Annotated in this window: 17 protein-coding genes; 8 read left to right on the forward strand and 9 right to left on the reverse strand. The window is 44.1% G+C overall.

The window, feature by feature from the left end:
* Nucleotides 1–201: 201 nt before the first annotated feature.
* From AQUSIP_RS02685 to AQUSIP_RS02695, 3 genes are all read right to left on the reverse strand, one after another.
* Nucleotides 202–1,107 carry a dTDP-4-dehydrorhamnose reductase family protein gene (locus AQUSIP_RS02685; protein ID WP_114833640.1) on the reverse strand — a complete coding sequence of 302 codons (906 nt, stop codon included), beginning with the start codon at nucleotides 1,105–1,107 and terminating at the stop codon, nucleotides 202–204.
* Nucleotides 1,104–2,189: a Gfo/Idh/MocA family protein gene (locus AQUSIP_RS02690; RefSeq protein ID WP_114833639.1), complete on the reverse strand. Its 1,086-nt coding sequence runs from the start codon at nucleotides 2,187–2,189 to the stop codon at nucleotides 1,104–1,106. Before AQUSIP_RS02690 ends, AQUSIP_RS02685 begins: the two co-directional genes overlap by 4 nt.
* 251 nt (nucleotides 2,190–2,440) lie before the next feature.
* The gene (locus AQUSIP_RS02695; protein ID WP_114833638.1) at nucleotides 2,441–3,703 is read right to left on the reverse strand and encodes a class I SAM-dependent methyltransferase; all 1,263 of its coding nucleotides are present in this window, start codon (nucleotides 3,701–3,703) and stop codon (nucleotides 2,441–2,443) included.
* Nucleotides 3,704–4,066: 363 nt separating this feature from the next.
* Here AQUSIP_RS02695 and AQUSIP_RS02700 point away from each other — a divergent pair, with 363 nt between their 5' ends.
* The 8 genes from AQUSIP_RS02700 (at nucleotide 4,067) to AQUSIP_RS02735 (ending at nucleotide 11,659) form a co-directional block, all read left to right on the forward strand.
* A complete protein-coding gene (locus AQUSIP_RS02700) occupies nucleotides 4,067–5,263 on the forward strand; it encodes a class I SAM-dependent methyltransferase (RefSeq protein ID WP_170131742.1) in 1,197 nt (398 codons plus the stop codon).
* Between the two features lie 140 nt (nucleotides 5,264–5,403).
* Entirely contained in the window at nucleotides 5,404–6,354 is a 951-nt protein-coding gene (locus AQUSIP_RS02705; RefSeq protein WP_114833636.1) for an NAD-dependent epimerase/dehydratase family protein, read from the forward strand.
* A gap of 95 nt (nucleotides 6,355–6,449) precedes the next feature.
* The gene (locus AQUSIP_RS02710) at nucleotides 6,450–7,319 is read left to right on the forward strand and encodes a transketolase (protein ID WP_197737817.1); all 870 of its coding nucleotides are present in this window, start codon (nucleotides 6,450–6,452) and stop codon (nucleotides 7,317–7,319) included.
* Nucleotides 7,316–8,236 (forward strand): transketolase family protein, encoded by a 921-nt coding sequence (locus tag AQUSIP_RS02715; protein WP_114833635.1) that lies wholly within the window; start codon nucleotides 7,316–7,318, stop codon nucleotides 8,234–8,236. The genes AQUSIP_RS02710 and AQUSIP_RS02715 overlap by 4 nt, the downstream gene beginning before the upstream one ends.
* A 29-nt stretch (nucleotides 8,237–8,265) precedes the next feature.
* Nucleotides 8,266–8,871 (forward strand): haloacid dehalogenase-like hydrolase, encoded by a 606-nt coding sequence (locus tag AQUSIP_RS02720; protein ID WP_114833634.1) that lies wholly within the window; start codon nucleotides 8,266–8,268, stop codon nucleotides 8,869–8,871.
* On the forward strand, nucleotides 8,868–9,923 hold the full coding sequence (locus AQUSIP_RS02725; RefSeq protein ID WP_114833633.1) for a phosphotransferase: 1,056 nt from the start codon (nucleotides 8,868–8,870) through the stop codon (nucleotides 9,921–9,923). The genes AQUSIP_RS02720 and AQUSIP_RS02725 overlap by 4 nt, the downstream gene beginning before the upstream one ends.
* Nucleotides 9,910–10,581, forward strand: coding sequence for a class I SAM-dependent methyltransferase (locus tag AQUSIP_RS02730; RefSeq protein ID WP_114833632.1), 672 nt, complete (start codon nucleotides 9,910–9,912; stop codon nucleotides 10,579–10,581). Before AQUSIP_RS02725 ends, AQUSIP_RS02730 begins: the two co-directional genes overlap by 14 nt.
* Nucleotides 10,582–10,606: 25 nt before the next feature.
* The gene (locus AQUSIP_RS02735) at nucleotides 10,607–11,659 is read left to right on the forward strand and encodes a zinc-binding dehydrogenase (protein ID WP_232058624.1); all 1,053 of its coding nucleotides are present in this window, start codon (nucleotides 10,607–10,609) and stop codon (nucleotides 11,657–11,659) included.
* 48 nt (nucleotides 11,660–11,707) lie between these two features.
* Here AQUSIP_RS02735 and AQUSIP_RS02740 read toward each other — a convergent pair whose 3' ends face one another.
* From AQUSIP_RS02740 to rfbF, 6 genes are read right to left on the reverse strand one after another with little or no spacing between them, the layout of a single operon-like run.
* Entirely contained in the window at nucleotides 11,708–12,484 is a 777-nt protein-coding gene (locus AQUSIP_RS02740; RefSeq protein WP_114833631.1) for a cephalosporin hydroxylase family protein, read from the reverse strand.
* A gap of 3 nt (nucleotides 12,485–12,487) precedes the next feature.
* Nucleotides 12,488–13,417: an NAD-dependent epimerase/dehydratase family protein gene (locus AQUSIP_RS02745; protein ID WP_114833630.1), complete on the reverse strand. Its 930-nt coding sequence runs from the start codon at nucleotides 13,415–13,417 to the stop codon at nucleotides 12,488–12,490.
* Nucleotides 13,418–13,427: 10 nt separating this feature from the next.
* Nucleotides 13,428–14,654, reverse strand: coding sequence for a class I SAM-dependent methyltransferase (locus tag AQUSIP_RS02750; RefSeq protein ID WP_114833629.1), 1,227 nt, complete (start codon nucleotides 14,652–14,654; stop codon nucleotides 13,428–13,430).
* On the reverse strand, nucleotides 14,644–15,213 hold the full coding sequence (locus AQUSIP_RS02755) for a dTDP-4-dehydrorhamnose 3,5-epimerase family protein (RefSeq protein ID WP_114833628.1): 570 nt from the start codon (nucleotides 15,211–15,213) through the stop codon (nucleotides 14,644–14,646). The genes AQUSIP_RS02750 and AQUSIP_RS02755 overlap by 11 nt, the downstream gene beginning before the upstream one ends.
* A complete protein-coding gene (rfbG, locus tag AQUSIP_RS02760; RefSeq protein WP_114833627.1) occupies nucleotides 15,206–16,276 on the reverse strand; it encodes a CDP-glucose 4,6-dehydratase in 1,071 nt (356 codons plus the stop codon). The genes AQUSIP_RS02755 and rfbG overlap by 8 nt, the downstream gene beginning before the upstream one ends.
* Nucleotides 16,273–17,088 carry a glucose-1-phosphate cytidylyltransferase gene (rfbF, locus tag AQUSIP_RS02765; RefSeq protein ID WP_114833626.1) on the reverse strand — a complete coding sequence of 272 codons (816 nt, stop codon included), beginning with the start codon at nucleotides 17,086–17,088 and terminating at the stop codon, nucleotides 16,273–16,275. Before rfbF ends, rfbG begins: the two co-directional genes overlap by 4 nt.
* Nucleotides 17,089–17,113 lie beyond the last annotated feature (25 nt).

Below are 17,113 nucleotides of genomic sequence, written 5' to 3' on the forward strand. Positions count from 1 at the left end.
CTTGGGTCAATCGCTGATTATCGATCCATGTTTGCCGCAGTATTTTTTAGGTAACGCAACTTGCGAGATAAAAACGCCTGTTGCCGCATGCTTCCTGATTGTACTTAAAGCTGGATTGAATTAAACCCAATAGCAGTTCATCTTCAATCTCGCGGGCTTACAGGCGATTTTGTCATACATACATCTGTACATTTGCAATGATTATCTGGCTTCGGCGAAGCATGCGACAGGTTCCTGGCTCCAATTTAATGCGGTGCATTTTATTGCATCATCCATAGACATGAGTGATGGCTGCAATTTTTGAAGCGATGGAGAGCATATAAGACTTGTGTTCAATGGACGATGCTCCATTCCGGGAATAGAGTGCAAAGGTATGCTCTCCAAAAGCGAAGGCGAAACCTTTAATGCATCCGCAAGCTTCATGGCAATTTGATGCCTCGAATAGGAATTTGAGTTACAAAGATTAACGAGGCCCCTGATACCCTGTTCCTGAATATAAAGTGTCATGGATACGACATCATCAACATGAGTAGGACTAAAGAATTGATCTGTTGCAACTTTTTGTTTTTGGCCTTTTAGTAGATCAGCAGCAAGCGCATCAATCAATGTACCATCTTTCCATGTTGTCCCATATATTTTACTTAGACGCAGGATTGTGTAGTTATCTGTAATATTCGCAATTTCCCGTTCTACCTCAGCTTTTTGTTTTCCATACTCAGTGATGGGATTGGTTTGCGCCTTATCGGAATAACTCCCCGTTTCGCCATTAAAAACATAATCGGAAGAGAAAAACAAAACATGGATAGACCGCCTCGCTAATTGTTTTACCAATTTTAAGGTGCCCAGCACATTCAATTCATAAGATTCTTTGGGGTGAGATTCACACCAGCCAACATTTGGTTTGGCAGAGGCGATGAGGACAGCTTGGTGTCCTGTTTCTTCTAATTTTAAACTATCACTGTCGGGATTGCGCAAGTCAAAAGGAGTTAGACCTTGTTTTACCTGTGAAAATCCCGTCCCAATACAATCTGGAAAAGTTTCGCGGTATTTGCGCCATAAATGATTGCCAATATAACCGCTTGCCCCAATGACTGCTGTTTTAATCATATCGCCACCTCCATTAGTTTATTTAGACTTCCAATTCGCTGCATTTCTGCTTCCCAAATAGCTTCTGTTAAAAGTACTTCCTTAAAGCCTTCCTCCGCTGAGTTGCGCATGGGTTTTTGTTCCAGAATATCGGTTACAAAGGCTTCAGCCTGACGGCGAAATGCCCAGCTCCAATTAATGTAGGGACGGATTTGCTCCTGAATTTTTCCTGCACGGTAAATTTCAACGGAAGCAGGAACGTTTCTCAGTAAAGCAGGCGGCAAAAAGAGTGTAATCTCACCATCGGTAAAAGTAATCCTCACTTCCTCGCTCCAGCCTCTGTGCGACATTTTTCCGGTTTGCAGCGTTGCGAGAAAGTTTTTGAATCCTAGCACAACCAGCTGACCTGTATGGTTTGTCAGATTTACAAATTCGATGGAGGGGGTATGGTCAAACAGATATCTGAGCAGGTTGGTAACATGACTGTAAGTGTTTAAATAAGCGCCGAAACGTTGATGATATTCTTCGGGTAACCATTTGGGTGCAATACTCCACCCAACAGAAGGATATTCTGCTGACTCTTGGGTAACAACATGGCCATAGGGATTGCAATAGGAATTGCCCATGTAGCATGTGGCATGGACTGAAAGAATATCGCCCAGGCTGCCTGTCTGTAACGCTTCGTCAAGCGCATTTTTGGCTGCTTCGACGCCTTCGTCAAAGCGTTTCATATAACCGACAGCATATTTGACATTGTTTGCATTAGCTGCATCTAGTAAGCGTTTTCCTTGCTCTGAGCATCCCACCATGGGTTTTTCTGATAACACATGTTTCCTTGCGTTCAAGCAGTCTAATACAGTCGGCCCGGTAAATGGGCGGGGTGTCACCACCACAACCGCATCTATTTCGTCATCCTGAAGAAGATCCAGATGAGAAGCGTATGTTTTTGGAATGCCAAAACGTGCGGCTACTTTATTTCGCAGCTCCGGTTTGAATTCGGCGAGTGCCTGGACTTTACAGTCAGGAATTTCTATAAAATTCATAAGATGTGCAAGCTGACCAATAAATCCAGCTCCAATCATTCCAATATTCAGTTTGCTCATAAGTCTGCTCCTTATTTCTTTCCTAGTGTTATCGGCATGGTTGAGAATGGTTCTTTGGATGTCATCCCCTGCCACAGGAATATGTTCAGTATTACGAGATTTAGGGATGTTGTTTCAGCGCATCTGTTTTTTTTATTTGTAAAACAAATGGGCATTCGAGGCATTAAGACTTTTTACCTTAATTGCGTACCGCGCAAGAAGCGCGGTACGATGGTAGAGTCAATTCAAGCAGCAAAATCCCTTTTTGCTGCTTAAGTTAAAGGATGGTCTTTATCAATCACGCGAACATCCGGTGTGCATATAACAAACTTTCCACCCGCATTTAAATATTCCTGGCTCTTCTCGATAATTGCACGCGCATGAATCCATGCAAGAATGATAACGATGTCAGGTTTTTTGTTCATTAATTCGGAAGTGGGTAGAACAGGCACCCCGTTTCCAGGCGAGAATCGGTTAACTTTTTGAGGATGGTCATCAAAAATAAACTGAATGGCTTTATCAAACTCAAACTGGGCCATCAGGGTTGGACCGCTTCTTGCTGCGCCATAACCTGCTACTGTCAATCCGAGTTGTTCCCAATTTTTAACAAGTTCGCGAGCGATTCGCCTGTTTTGCTCAATTCGTTCATTGAATTGTTCCATCACTGCTAGCTGATCAAGTTTACGTTCTTCTTCCAATTTAACTAGCTCTGTCACCGAGGAGGAAATCTTGCGAGGACCGCCTTTAGGCTGTGCAATGCCGATAATGGATCCTTTCTGAATTGAAACTCTTTCTACATCGATGAGCTCAAGTTGATGCGCTTCGAGAAAACGTATCATGGGTTTTAATGAGTGATGTGACATATGTTCATGGAAAATTGTGCCGATCAATACCTTATCTACAATATCCATCAAATACTGAACTTCAAAAACAAATATTCCGTCATCGGAAAGAAGTGATCGTATTGCATCCGTCATATCACCTAAATTGTCCGCATGCGCATATACGTTAAAAGCGGTGACGACTGATGCGGTGCCATGCTTTTCTCGGATATTTTTGGCCACTTCCTTCGTGATAATTGAAGGAGTTGTTTCAATGCCTGATGCAGTCGCTTTTGCTGCGATTTCTTTGGCAGGATCTATGCCATGTACTCTGTAGCCAGCGTTTTTGAAAAAGCGAAGCAGTGTGCCATCGTTGCTGCCTACATCAATCACCAGGCTGCCTGCGGTGGGTGCGTACATTGAAATGATTTTTTCAGATACTTCCTGGAAATGATTGACTATCCCTTGAGTTTGGCCCGAGTGATAGGTATAGTCTGACCATAAATCTTTGGAATTAATGACATCCAGCAGTTGCACATGACTGCAATCGCGGCACATGTAAAGATCAATAGGATATTTTGGGGCTTGTCGCGCTTCCTCAGGTGACAGGGTGTACTTTTCAGCAAGTGGAACCGGGTTAAGATTAACAACCAGCTTCACAGCCTCACTATTACACAATCTACACGTATCTCTGCGCGCTACTGCAACACTCATGTAATACTCCTTGTGTTATTCGAAAAGAAAATGATAATAGGGTTGATGCTGAGGTTGTGTCAATTAATATAAGATAAAATTGCCCTTTCCTTTGTCTGAGATGGCACTGTACCACCTTCCCAAACTTTTCTTGCCGCCAAGCGCTTCCGGTAAGCCTGCGAGTGGAGAGAGACATACAATGCATGGCTTTTGAACAACGTGACATTCTCGCCGGTTTTAGCCGCGATTCGATAGATTAAAATGCATCTTTAAAGTGAAAACCAGCGGAGCATTATCCTCGTCTTAGATTAGATTGCAATGCAGATACACTATGATACGATATGCAAAATCAAATTGTTTAAATTAAACAGGGTTGTGCTATTAATGGATTCAAATTTAATAAACTCGGATGTCACTTGTCATATTTGTTATGCGAAACAACTTAATCTGCTTCCCAGTTATCCAAGTTTACCACGCGTTGCTTCTGATTGTGTTCCCTGGCGTTCGGGTGGCAAATTAGCTGTATGCCCAGCTTGCTCATGCGTACAAAATCCCGTTGATAAACATTGGCACACTGAAACTGCCGAAATTTACAGTCGATATAAAATTTATCGTCAAAGCGCGGGAAGCGAGCAAGGCGTTTTATGTGAAAACAAACAACTTATGCCCAGATCGGCGAAAATTTTTAAACAGGCAGCTCCTTTTTTTGACCTCAAAAAGACAGGGCGCTTGCTGGATATTGGATGTGCGAACGGCGAATTGCTGCGTTGCTTTGCGGCACTTGCGCCGCACTGGAAAATGGTAGGATTCGAAATAGATGATAAGTGTCGCCAGGAAGTAGAAAGTATTCCGGGCGTTGAAGCGTTTGCTTCCGGCTCACTTGATAAATTAGATAAGCCTTTCGATCTCATTACCTTGATGCATGTGTTGGAACATTTGCCTGATCCAAAACAATGGTTGAAGGATTTGCATCGATTGCTTAATCCGGATGGATTGGTTCTTATCCAAGTACCTGATCCGAAAAAAAATCCTTACAATCTGCTCGTGGCAGACCATTGCTCACATTTTATTATGTCTGATCTTGTCAGTATTGCGCAGCAAGCAGGTTATGAGGTTGTGGCGCAGTCCGAAAGTTGGGTGTTGCGTGAGTTTACACTTTTAATTAGACCGCTTCCGTCACGTGGTACTGAGAGCAGTTCATCTGAAAACCAAGCCGGTGCTTTAAAGCAACTAGCTGACGACAAAGTGGCTACCTATCCAGCCAATGCCGTTCAGTGGCTCCATGATATCGTGCGTTTGGTTAAATCATTTCCCAACGACAAACCACGAGGCATTTGGGGAACGGCTATTGCGGCTACCTGGCTTTACTCCCTAATGGATCACGAGGTCGATTTTTTTGTTGACGAGGATGCTAGTCGAATAGGTCAACAGCATCTGGGCAAACCCATTTATCACCCGGACACGGCGCCCAAAAATAGTAATGTTTTCATCGCGTTAACACCTGAAATTGCGGCAAATATTGTTAGCCGCTGGTCGCATTTGAATGTAACGCTGCACTCGCCCCCGAACCTGATTTATTAGGGGATCATGGAATTAATTTCGCTGTATTTTTTCGCTGTGGATGGAATAAAATGCGAGGTTGTTGGTAGATTTGTATCACCTGAATAGATCGAATCTGTAGGAAAAGCAAAAGTAAAACCCAAGAGAAAAGGAAACCAACTATGAAAGTGTTAGTAACTGGCGGCTGCGGGTATAAGGGACACGTTCTCATTCCAAAATTGCTGGATAGGGGACATGAAGTAATAGCGTTTGATACACAATGGTTTGGTAACTATCTTCAGTCTCATCCCAAACTGTCTATTGTAAAAGGCGATGTGTGCAAGGCTGATGACGTTCCGCTGGATGGCGTAGACTGTATTATTCACCTTTCCTCGATTGCAAACGATCCCTGTGGTGATTTGAATCCCAAATTGACATGGGAAGTGAGTGCGCTTGCTACCATGCAACTAGCTGATAAGGCAAAGAAACTGGGTATCAAACGATTCATTTACGCTTCTTCCGGCAGTGTCTATGGCGTGAAAGAAGAACCTCAGGTGACGGAAGACCTGGAATTAAACCCTATTTCCGAATACAACAAGACTAAAATGGTCGCGGAGCGCGTACTATTAAGTTACAAAGATGACATGGTTGTGCAAATTGTTCGCCCCGCGACGGTTTGTGGCTATTCTCCCCGTATGCGTTTGGATGTCTCTGTAAACATGTTAACCATGCAAGCCCTCTCAAAAGGCAAAATTACGGTATTCGGTGGGAAACAAGTGAGACCCAATATTCATATTGATGATATTACTGATCTTTATCTATTTTTGATGGATCACCCCGAGATAACGGGTGTCTATAACGCTGGATTTGAAAACATTTCTATCCTCGATATTGCTAATATGGTTACTAAATATATCCCGGTTCCTGTTGAAGTAACCGAGTCAAATGATCCGCGCTCCTACCGTGTCAATTCCGATAAATTATTGGCAACCGGGTTTAAGCCAAAGAAAAAAGTGGAAGATGCGATTCGGGAAATTATTGAAGCCTTCAAAAAAGGGACAATTAAAGACGAAGACCGTTTTTATAATTTGAAATGGATGCAGCAAACCGTATTCCAAGGATCACCCGCTTAGACTCTGCGGATATGGATATTTCTTGTGATTATCTGTATGTCATTTCCAAACCTTTAGGTGTGCCGCTACTTTGTATTTGAACGCAGGGGCTGAATATGAATCGTCCTAATTACGCGCTAGTTGAAACAAACAATCAAGCCATGCTTGAAGATCTCAAAAAACGGGCAAAGCTATTGCGTTGGCGGATTATTGAAACCTCGCATAAAGCGGGCGTTCCTCATCTTGGCTCCTGTCTTTCCTGTATTGATATTCTAACGGCGCTTTATTTTTCCGAACTGAGAATCGATCCTAAAAATCCACTCTGGCCAGGGCGCGATCGTTTTATCCTTAGTAAAGGCCATGGCGCCCCCGCATTGTTTCAAGTTTTGGCGATGCGTGGCTATTATCCTGAAAGTATGCTTGAAAATTATGGCGAGGATGGCGGTCTATTCGCAGAGCATCCGCCCGCACCACGTGAATTACCGGGGATTGAGGCGGCAACTGGTTCCCTAGGCCACGGGTTACCGATTGGTCTCGGAATGGCTTTAGCAGCACGTATGCACAAGCAGGATTATCGTGTTTATGCATTGTTAGGTGATGGGGAATGCAACGAAGGTACGGTATGGGAAGCGGCCATGCTTGCAGCAGCGCAGAAATTAAATAATATCTGCGTCATTATTGATTTTAATAAATGGCAGGCAACAGATAGAAGCCAGGAAGTGATGGCGCTAGATCCCTTGGCAGATAAATGGCGAGCTTTTGGCTGGAATGCCTTCGAGATGGATGGTCATGATATGGAAAATATTTTAGATACCTTAAAGCATTTCCCTTCTGAAAATAGACCGACTGCTATCATTGCCCATACAGTGAAAGGAAGTGGAATATCTTTTATGGAAGACAACAATAATTGGCATTATCGCATTCCTTCTCCTGAAGACCTTATAAAAGCCAAAGCCGAGTTAAAGTTGGAGGTGGAACCGGTATGAGAAATGCATTTGCTGATGAAATTACCCAACTCGCACGGTTAGATAAGCGAGTTGTGTTATTGTCCGGAGACATCGGAAATAAACTCTTTGACGATTTTAAACAAGTTGATCCTCAGCGTTTTTATAACTGCGGTATAGCGGAAGCTAATATGATGGGTGTGGCCGCAGGGATGGCGCTATCCGGTTTTCGTCCCATTATTTATACTATCACGCCTTTTACAACAACCCGATGTTTTGAGCAAATTCGAGTCGATGTTTGTTATCATGAAGCGCCAGTTATCATTGTAGGTACCGGTTCAGGTTTATCTTATACAGAACTCGGCCCTACCCATCACTCCCTCGAAGACATGGCTATTTTAAGAACCTTGCCAGGCATGTGTGTGATGGCGCCAGGTGATGCGACGGAGTTACGGTTGGCGCTCAGGGCAGCTTTACAACAGAACCACCCTGTCTATATTCGTATCGGCAAAAAAGGCGAGCCTGATATACATGCGCATAGGACGCAGTTGAATATCGGCAAAGTGTTTATAGTGCGTGAAGGTACCGAAATTGGAATATTAAGTGCGGGAACGATAATTACTGAAGTCATCAAGGCAGCTGATTTATTAAAAGAAAAGGGTATTTCAGCTGAAGTAGTAAGTTCCCACACGATTAAACCGCTGGATGATGCGTATTTGAAATCAGCCGCTAAACGCTTTAAATTGCTGGTTACCGTAGAAGAGCATGGCTTGATTGGCGGATTGGGCGGTGCTGTTGCAGAATGGAGCGCAAGGGAAAACACAAAGGTGCCGCATCTTAGCATTGGTACGCCGGATGAATTTATGCACGAAACCGGCAGTCAGGCATATGCACGCAAAAAATATGGTTTAGTCGCCGATGCTATCGCTGAACGTGTGATTTCGTATTTAAACAATTAGCCAAACGCCACCCTAAACAGGCAACTATTATGCGGATTGGGTTTGATTTTGATAATACCATCGTCAGTTACGACGCGCTCTTCCATAAAGTAGCTATGGAGCAGGGCGCGATTGATCAAACCATTCCAGTTAACAAGCTTGCTGTGCGAGACCATTTGCGCGCTACTGACCGTGAACCCATTTGGACCGAAATGCAGGGCTATGTGTATGGTGCCCGCATGGATGAAGCACAAAGCTATCCTGACGCATTAAAAGTGATGCGGCGCCTGAAACAGGTGGGGCATACCCTGGTTATTGTGAGTCATAAAACAAAATATCCCTATCTGGGCAAGCAGTATGACTTACATGAAGCCGCCCGCAGTTGGATTGAAAAGCACCTTCGTGATGAAGCAGGCAGGTTAATTCCAGCTGATCATGTTTTCTTTGAAATTACTAAAGAGGATAAATTGTCTCGTATAGACCAATTGGATTGTGATGTATTCATAGATGATTTACCAGAAATTCTGTTAGCTTCGCTTTTTCCTGGAAAAACCAGGCGTTACTTATTTGATCCCGAGCAGTATCATATGAATGCGCATTTGCCTGATATTAAAGTTGTTTCATCCTGGCCTGTATTTGAAAGTTATTTGTTATGAGTCAATCAGACGATTATTTACCACAAATTAAATCATTGCTGCAAAAAGCCCGGCTTTCGACTGATATTTTGCAATTTAAAAATTGTGCGCACGGCGGAAATAACCGTACTTACAGGCTAGAGACTGCGGATGGTGTGTTTGCTGTTAAAAAATATTTTCGCGGGCCAAACGATAAGCGAGACCGTTTGACATCAGAATTCTCATTTTTGGAATATGCAAAAAGAGCCGCGCCTGATTTTGTTCCATTTGCCTATGCAAGCGATGCTGAATACGGATTGGCGCTTTATGAATTTATTGAGGGATCCTCTCTGAAGCCGGGAGAGATTACAGAACATGAATTATCCCAAGCGATCGCGTTTTTTTGCTTACTTAATGACCCGAAGATGAAAGCATCTGCTCTGCATTTACCGCTTGCCTCCGAAGCGGGTTTCAGCATCCAGGATCATTTATATTCCGTTAATACCCGGATTCGCGAGCTCCAACAGGCTGTTTCAAGTGATAATGAAATAAATAGTCAGGATGCACGGGAATTGATTGAGACGTTAAGCGAGCGTTGGTGCTTGTTGGTGAATGAATGTAAAAAAATAGCAACCATGCAGCAGATTGACATTGATGCTAAACTTGATGTGTCTCAGCGGTGTATTTCACCTTCGGATTTTGGGTTTCATAACGCCCTGCGGGCAGGTGCGAATAATAATATTCGCTTCATCGATTTTGAGTATGCAGGCTGGGATGATCCCGGTCGCATGGTCAATGATTTTTTTTCGCAATTGGCTGTGCCCATTCCTCCTGTTTACTATGAAAGATTTGTACAGGAAGTGATGACGCCCTTCCCGCAAGCAGACCAGTTAGTTCAGCGTGCCCGGTTATTAAAAGCGGTTTATCGCATTAAATGGTGCTGTATTGCTTTAAATATCTTTATTCCTGTCCATATGGCAAGACGGCAGTTTGCTAATCCCAATCTTAACGTGGTTGATTTACGAAAAACACAGCTTGCAAAAGCTGAATTACTTTTAAAAACCGTGGAGGTTTCTAACTATGCCTCATATTGATTTCATGTCCGTTCTACATAAAAGCACGCAGCGCGATTATTTGGCTCGCGTGAATGACGCAGATTATCCTAAAGCAAAGGCTTCGGAATTAGCCAAAAAATGGGATTTTGATTATTGGGATGGCGACAGACGTATTTGTTACGGCGGTTATCGTTATATGGAAGGCCGTTGGGAAAAAGTAGCACGAGCGTTAGCGGAACATTATAACATCAAGCCGGGTGATAAAATTCTGGATGTAGGGTGTGGCAAGGGATTTCTTTTATATGACTTTACTAAAGTTGTTCCTGGGGTAGAAGTCTATGGCCTTGATATCTCCGGTTACGCAATTGCCAATTCAAAAGAAGAAATACGCGATCGCTTACAAGTCGGTAGTGCGACTTCTTTGCCATTTGCAGATAATTATTTTGATCTTGTTATTTCAATCAACACATTGCATAACTTGCATAATTACGAACTGGAACTCGCCCTGCGTGAAATCGAGCGAGTGGGAAAAGAAAACAAATATATTTGCGTAGAATCTTATCGCAACGAAGCGGAAAAGGCTAATTTACTCTATTGGCAAGTCACCTGCGAATCCTTTTGTACACCTAGGGAATGGCAATGGTGGTTCGAATTGACTGGATATACAGGTGATTATTCTTTTATTTATTTCGAATAATAAACGAGTTTAAAAGGGAACAACCATGCAATCGTTACCCAAAAAAATGAAAGCCGCGATATTAACGGAGCTCAAAAAGCCCCTCACGGTTGCCGAAATTGAATTACCGGAAACACTTGCTGTTGGCCAGGTTCTGGTGAAAATTCATTTTAGCGGTATCTGTGGGTCGCAATTAGGCGAAATTGACGGTGCCAAAGGGGAAGATAAATATTTGCCGCATTTGCTGGGCCATGAAGCATCAGGTACGGTCTTAGCTGTTGGGCCGGGTGTGCGTCATGTCAAGCCGGGGAATAAAGTAGTTTTGCATTGGCGAAAGGGCGTCGGAATTGATGCAGAAACCCCGACGTATTACTGGGATGGGCGCAAGGTGAATGCCGGATGGGTGACGACATTGAGCGAATATGCCATTGTTTCAGAAAATCGTGTAACGGCCATTCCTGATGAGAGTGATCTGGAAGTTGCGGCGCTCTTTGGTTGTGCGGTAACGACAGGCTTCGGCATTATTGAAAACAATGCTAAAGTCCGGATTGGCGAATCCGTTGTTGTTTTTGGCGCAGGCGGAATTGGACTTAACATTATTCAGGCTGCGGCCTTAGTGTCAGCGTATCCCATCATCGCAGTTGATTTATATGAGAGTAAATTGAAATTAGCGAAAGAAATGGGCGCGACACATGTGATAAATAGCCGGGATAAAGATCCACGTACTGAGATTCTTTCAATTTTAAGCGCCAGGAAGTTAGATGTTTTTATTGATAACACAGGATTACCTAATGTTATTGAACTGGGGTACAGCTTAACTCATGCACAGGGTAAAGTTATTCTGGTAGGGGTGCCACGTAATGGCAGTAACATCAACATTTATTCCCTGCCATTACACTTTGGAAAACAAATCACTGGATCACATGGGGGTGAAGCTATTCCTCAGCACGATATCTCACGTTATCACCATTTATATCAGGCAGGAAGAATCAAATTACGTGAACTGATTACAGATTATTTTTCACTCGACGATATTAATGATGCAATTCAAAACATGCGTAATGGTGAAGTACATGGCAGGTGTTTAGTAAAAATGTAATTCGTCTGTTGAAGGGGTGGGCGTGTTTGGCCCACCTTGCTCCATTTATTATCCTGTTACCGGAACACGCTTTAACCAGGCACTGGGCCAGTGGGTAATGTTTTTATTTAATGCGCTTTCATTAAACGGCCAGGAAGGCTGTTCGAGGATAAACTCCGGATGTTTGGCTGCAAACTCACGGGCAGCGGCTGCCGGGTTGTCCGAATCCCAGTTTGCCGCGCCACGAGGAACATCATTCAGAAATTCCATACTGCCGTCAGTGGCAACAATGTACGAACCCGATGTCACAAAAGGCGAATAAGCTTCAAGTTCAGCAGCCACATGGCTCTTAGTATGGTTTGAGTCTAAAATGACTAAAACAGTTTGCCCTGGCACCACCTGGTTTGCTACTTCAGCGACTATTTGTGGGTCAACCGAATTGCCCTCAATCAGGGTAATGTACGAGCTTAATTCATGGGCTTCTATTGCCTGACGGTTATGCTTGCGAATTTCAATATCAACCCCTATAACGCGTCCTTTCCCCATGGCTTTGCACAAGCTTGCGTAGAGAATTAAGGAACCGCCATGTGCTACGCCAGTTTCAATAATCAGATCTGGTTTAATGCGATAAATTACTTCCTGAATTCGCATCACATCTTCTGGTAGTTGAATAAGCGGACGGCCCATCCATGAAAAAGTGTAAGGATATTTTTCATTCCATCCCACTTTAAGCCAAAGATGAGATAAAGCTTCAAATGCTTCCCGAGAATATAAAGGATATTCACGCTGCTGGCCTTTTTCATTGATGCAAATAGTGGCATCAATCGTATTGATTTCCATTTTCATTTCTTACTCTCCGCGTATTAAATTCATCATTTCCAGATTGCGCCACCAGCTTATAGTACTTGATAAGCCTTCATCAAGTGGCAGTGTTGGCGTCCAGCCAACTTCATTTTTTAATTTATCAATATTGGCCAAAATCTTAGCCGGTGAGTGAGGTGGTTCAGGGATGCTGCCAAATTTAACCAATGTTTCGCCATCCAGCTTTTGTGCAATTCTTGTCACTATCTCTCGAATTTTTACGGGTGAACCAGAGCCAATATTGATTGCTCCTGTCACCTCCGAATCCAACACTGCTGCAAGCGCATGTCCCATGTCACTGACATGCAGAAAATCACGGATTTGATTGCCATGGGTACAGTTAGCGTGATTCCCTTGTAAAAGATTTGCGATAACATAAGGAATAAGTCGGTTTTTAGCTTCGCCGGGGCCATAGGGAAAAAAGATTCTTGCCCATGCCAGGTTACGGGACTTCGATTGGGCAAGTGCATTTAAACATTCATAAGCAGATTTTTTAACTTTTCCATACAGGCTTGACGGGTTTTCAGCGGTTTTTCCTTCAACACACACACCTTCATTCCAGTCATATTCAGCGCATGTTCCCAAACCCAATATTCGTTGGCCCCCTTCAGTGTAAAAGGCTTCAGCCAAGGAAATTGAGGCTTTGAGCCAGTAAACATTCTCGACTGCATCCCAGAATTTGCCATTTTCAGTGTACCAGGCAGTGTGTAACAGGTGAGTCGGGCGAATCTGTTTCATTAAAGCTAGATGCTTGTTGCAGTCAAGCAAATCGATAGAATGGACCGTGATCTTTTCTTGTGAGGAAGCGTGTGATTGTAATGTAGTAACATGCACATCGTAACCACGCTCGATTAAAGGTGCGAGTGTATGCTGGCCTATAAAGCCGAAGCCTCCTGTGACGAGCACTCTTTTTAGCATGATAGCCCCATTAAAAAATCGCCAGAGAAGGAATAGCGGTTACAAATTTTGCACCCCAATCCCGAACATAGGCAAGCTGTGCGGCAATTTCATCACGCAGATTCCAGGGCAATATGACAATCCAATGGGGCTTATCCAGTGACAGCTGGTTTTCTGCAACGATAGGGATGCGGCTGCCAGGTAAATATTTATGCTGTTTGGCAGGATTGCGGTCAACGACATATGCCAGCAAGTCTGGCCGCACGCCTGAAAAATTTAACAGTGTGTTGCCTTTTGCTGCCGCGCCATAACCAACGACTTTTTCCTGTTTGGATTGCGCTTCAAGCAGGAATTTTAAAAATTGCTGCTTGATATCAGTGATGCGATTTTGAAATCCGGCATAAAAAGATAAGTTTGCCATGCCAGCGTTGCTTTCAAGATTGAGCAATTCTGCGACACGTTGGCTGATCGGTTGTTTACCCGTGTCTATCCGCTGCGCAAAAACCCGCAGGCTGCCGCCATGGGTAGGTAGTTCTTCAACATCGAACACGCTCAAGCCATTCTTTTCAAAAATACGTTTTACTGCAGAAAGCGAAAGATAGGAAAAATGCTCGTGATAAATCGTGTCAAATTGTGATTCAGTCATCAGCCGGTATAAATGGGGGAATTCAAACGTAGCGACTCCCTCGGGATTCAGCAGGAGGGAAAATCCTGAAACGAAGTCATTAATATTGGGAACGTGCGCCAGGACATTATTGGCAATGAGCAAGTCAGCCCCATAATTATTTTTTACCAATTTTTTGGCAAAGTCGACTCCGAAGAATTCCATAAAAACGGTTAAATTTTTATTAATTGCGACAGTTGCGGTGCTTTCGGTCGGTTCAACGCCATAGCAGGGAATGCCTTTTTCCTGAAAGAATTGCAGGAGATAGCCATCGTTGGAAGCAATTTCTCCGACCATGCTATTCGGTCCTAATTTAAAGCGCTCAATCATAGCCAGTGCATATTTTTTGCTGTGTTCCAGCCAAGTGGAGGAATAAGAGCTGAAATAAGCGTATTCCGAAGAAAATAATTCTTCCCGGCCCGTGTAGTCCTCTGTTTGAGCTAGCCAGCAATTTGAACAGATCGAAACTTTCAAGGGATACCATTTCTCAGGTGCGCTCAGGCTCTGGCGAGTCAGATAGGCGTTCGAGGGGGGGGCACTGCCCAGATTGGCCAGGGGAATTTCTAGTTCAGCAAAACAATGTCTACATTTCATTCATGAGTCCCTTGAATTCGGCTGTTAAGAGGGGATGGTTCCTGTCGCGATCAGACATCTGCGTGATAGCTAATGGCCAGCTAATTTTAAGCATGGGATCCATGGGAGACAAGCCGCCTTCGGATGGCTGATGATATGGTGCCGTGTGAAAATAAAGGAGTTCGCAATCACCACTTAAAGTTTGAAATCCGTGGGCAAATCCTTTTGGGATGAGGAGGCTGTTACAAAGCTCGGGGGAGAGTATCTCGCCATGCCATTGCAGAAAGGTGGGCGAATTTTCACGCAAATCAACAGCAACATCAAATACACGCCCGCGCAAACAAGTCACTATTTTAGTTTCTGCGTAGGGAGCGCGCTGGAAATGCATACCCCTCACGGATCCGCAGGCTTGCGTGAGAGTTAAGTTTATTTGAGCAATGGATTCAGATAAACCGAATCCGGATAATATTTCCTGGCAGTACATACGCTGTAAAAAACCACGACTATCCCCAATGGGATTCCGCTTAATGAGCGCCAATCCTGGGAGAGGTAAATCCTGTAAACTGATTCGATTATCCATTCGCAGCTTCTTGATAGCGTTTGATTTGTGATTGGCTAAATTGCAACATATCATTGCCTTCCAGCCAATGACGATACCATTCTACTGTTTCAGTGATCGTTTTTTGCAATTGCCAACGAGGCGTCCATTTCAGGTATTCTTTTGCTTTGGTGGAATCTAACAGCAAAAGCGAGGCTTCGTGTCTTTCATGCGCTTGTGCTGGCATATGATAGGGTACATTAAGTAAATGACAAACCCGGTTTGCTATTTCGCCTACCGGCCGCATGTCTTCAACGCGAGGCCCAAAATTCCAGGCTTCAGCAAAGCGCGAGCCGTTTTCACCGAGAAGATGCTCAGCGAGCAAGATATACCCATGAATGGATTCCAGCACATGCTGCCAGGGCCGCACTGCCTGGGGATAACGGAGTGTAACGGAGCCGGATGAAGAAAATGCTCTGACACAATCAGGGATTAGGCGGTTATCAGCCCAATCGCCTCCGCCTATGACATTTCCGGCTCGTGCTGTAGCCAAATGCATATTGCGGCTGGAAGAAAAAAAACTGGCACGATAGGCGGCGCTGACTAATTCGGCGCAGGCTTTGCTGTTACTGTAGGGATCGATACCGCCCAGTCTGTCAGGTTCGCGATAGGGGTAAATCCATTCCCTGTTCTCATAACATTTATCGGTAGTCACAATAACAGCAGCACGCACGGCATCGCAGCATCGTATGGCTTCGAGCACATTTGCTGTTCCCATTACATTAACGGCATACGTTTCGATGGGGGCATCATAGGAATATTGCACTAGGGATTGAGCGGCGAGATGAAACACGACCTCAGGTTTGACCGTGTTTATTAATTTTTTTAATTCAGTGAGATTGCAAATATCCAGATATGTATCCGATGCCAGCAGAGTGGGAATACGGGCAGTATTGTAAAGGTTAGGTTGTGTTGCAGGTGGAAGCGCCACACCATGAACTTCTGCTCCGAGGTCTGCCAGCCATAAGCTTAGCCAGCTGCCTTTAAATCCTGTATGGCCGGTCAATAAAATCCGTTTGTTTTTCCAAAGCATATCATCTTTCATCCGGAGATCGCCTTCAGTTTTTTCACCTGATCCTGATTGTTCGATAAAACCCAGGGGGCTTTTCCGCGCGACCAGAGATCTTCCAGATAATTTTTATCACGCAAGGTATCCATTGCGTGCCAAAAACCATTATGCCGGTAAGCCATCAATTGCCCCGATGTGGCAAGGGAAGTCAAGGGTTCTGCTTCCCAGACGCTTTGGTCATCAGCGATGTAGTTAATTACTTTGGGTGACAGGACAAAAAAACCGCCATTGATCCAACCGCCTTCGCCTTTGGGTTTTTCTACAAATCCATTCACAATGTCATTATCGCCCAGATCCAATGCGCCATAACGTCCTGGTGGTTGTATGGTTGTGACGGTAGCGAGTTTACCATGAGCACGATGGAAATCGATTTGCTCCTGGATATTGATGTCACCCAAGCCATCGCCATAGGTAAAACAAAACATTTCTTCATCTGCAATATAGGATGCAACCCGCTTTAAGCGGCCGCCGGTGAGGGTATGTTCACCCGTATCCAGCAAAGTCACACGCCAAGGTTCAGCATAGTGCTGATGCACTTCCATTCTGTTATCACGCATATGAAAGGTAACATCGGACATATGAAGAAAATAATTGGCAAAATATTCTTTAATTACATAGCCGCGATAACCGCAACAGATAATAAAATCATTGATGCCGTAAGCTGAATAAATCTTCATGATATGCCATAGAATAGGCCGCCCACCGATCTCTATCATTGGTTTGGGCTTGAGTGAGGTTTCTTCACTGATACGGGTTCCTAAACCACCTGCCAATATAACCGCCTTCATGCAGAATGATCTCCTTCTAATTTTC

Source organism: Aquicella lusitana (assembly GCF_902459475.1).
Lineage (GTDB): Bacteria > Pseudomonadota > Gammaproteobacteria > DSM-16500 > DSM-16500 > Aquicella > Aquicella lusitana.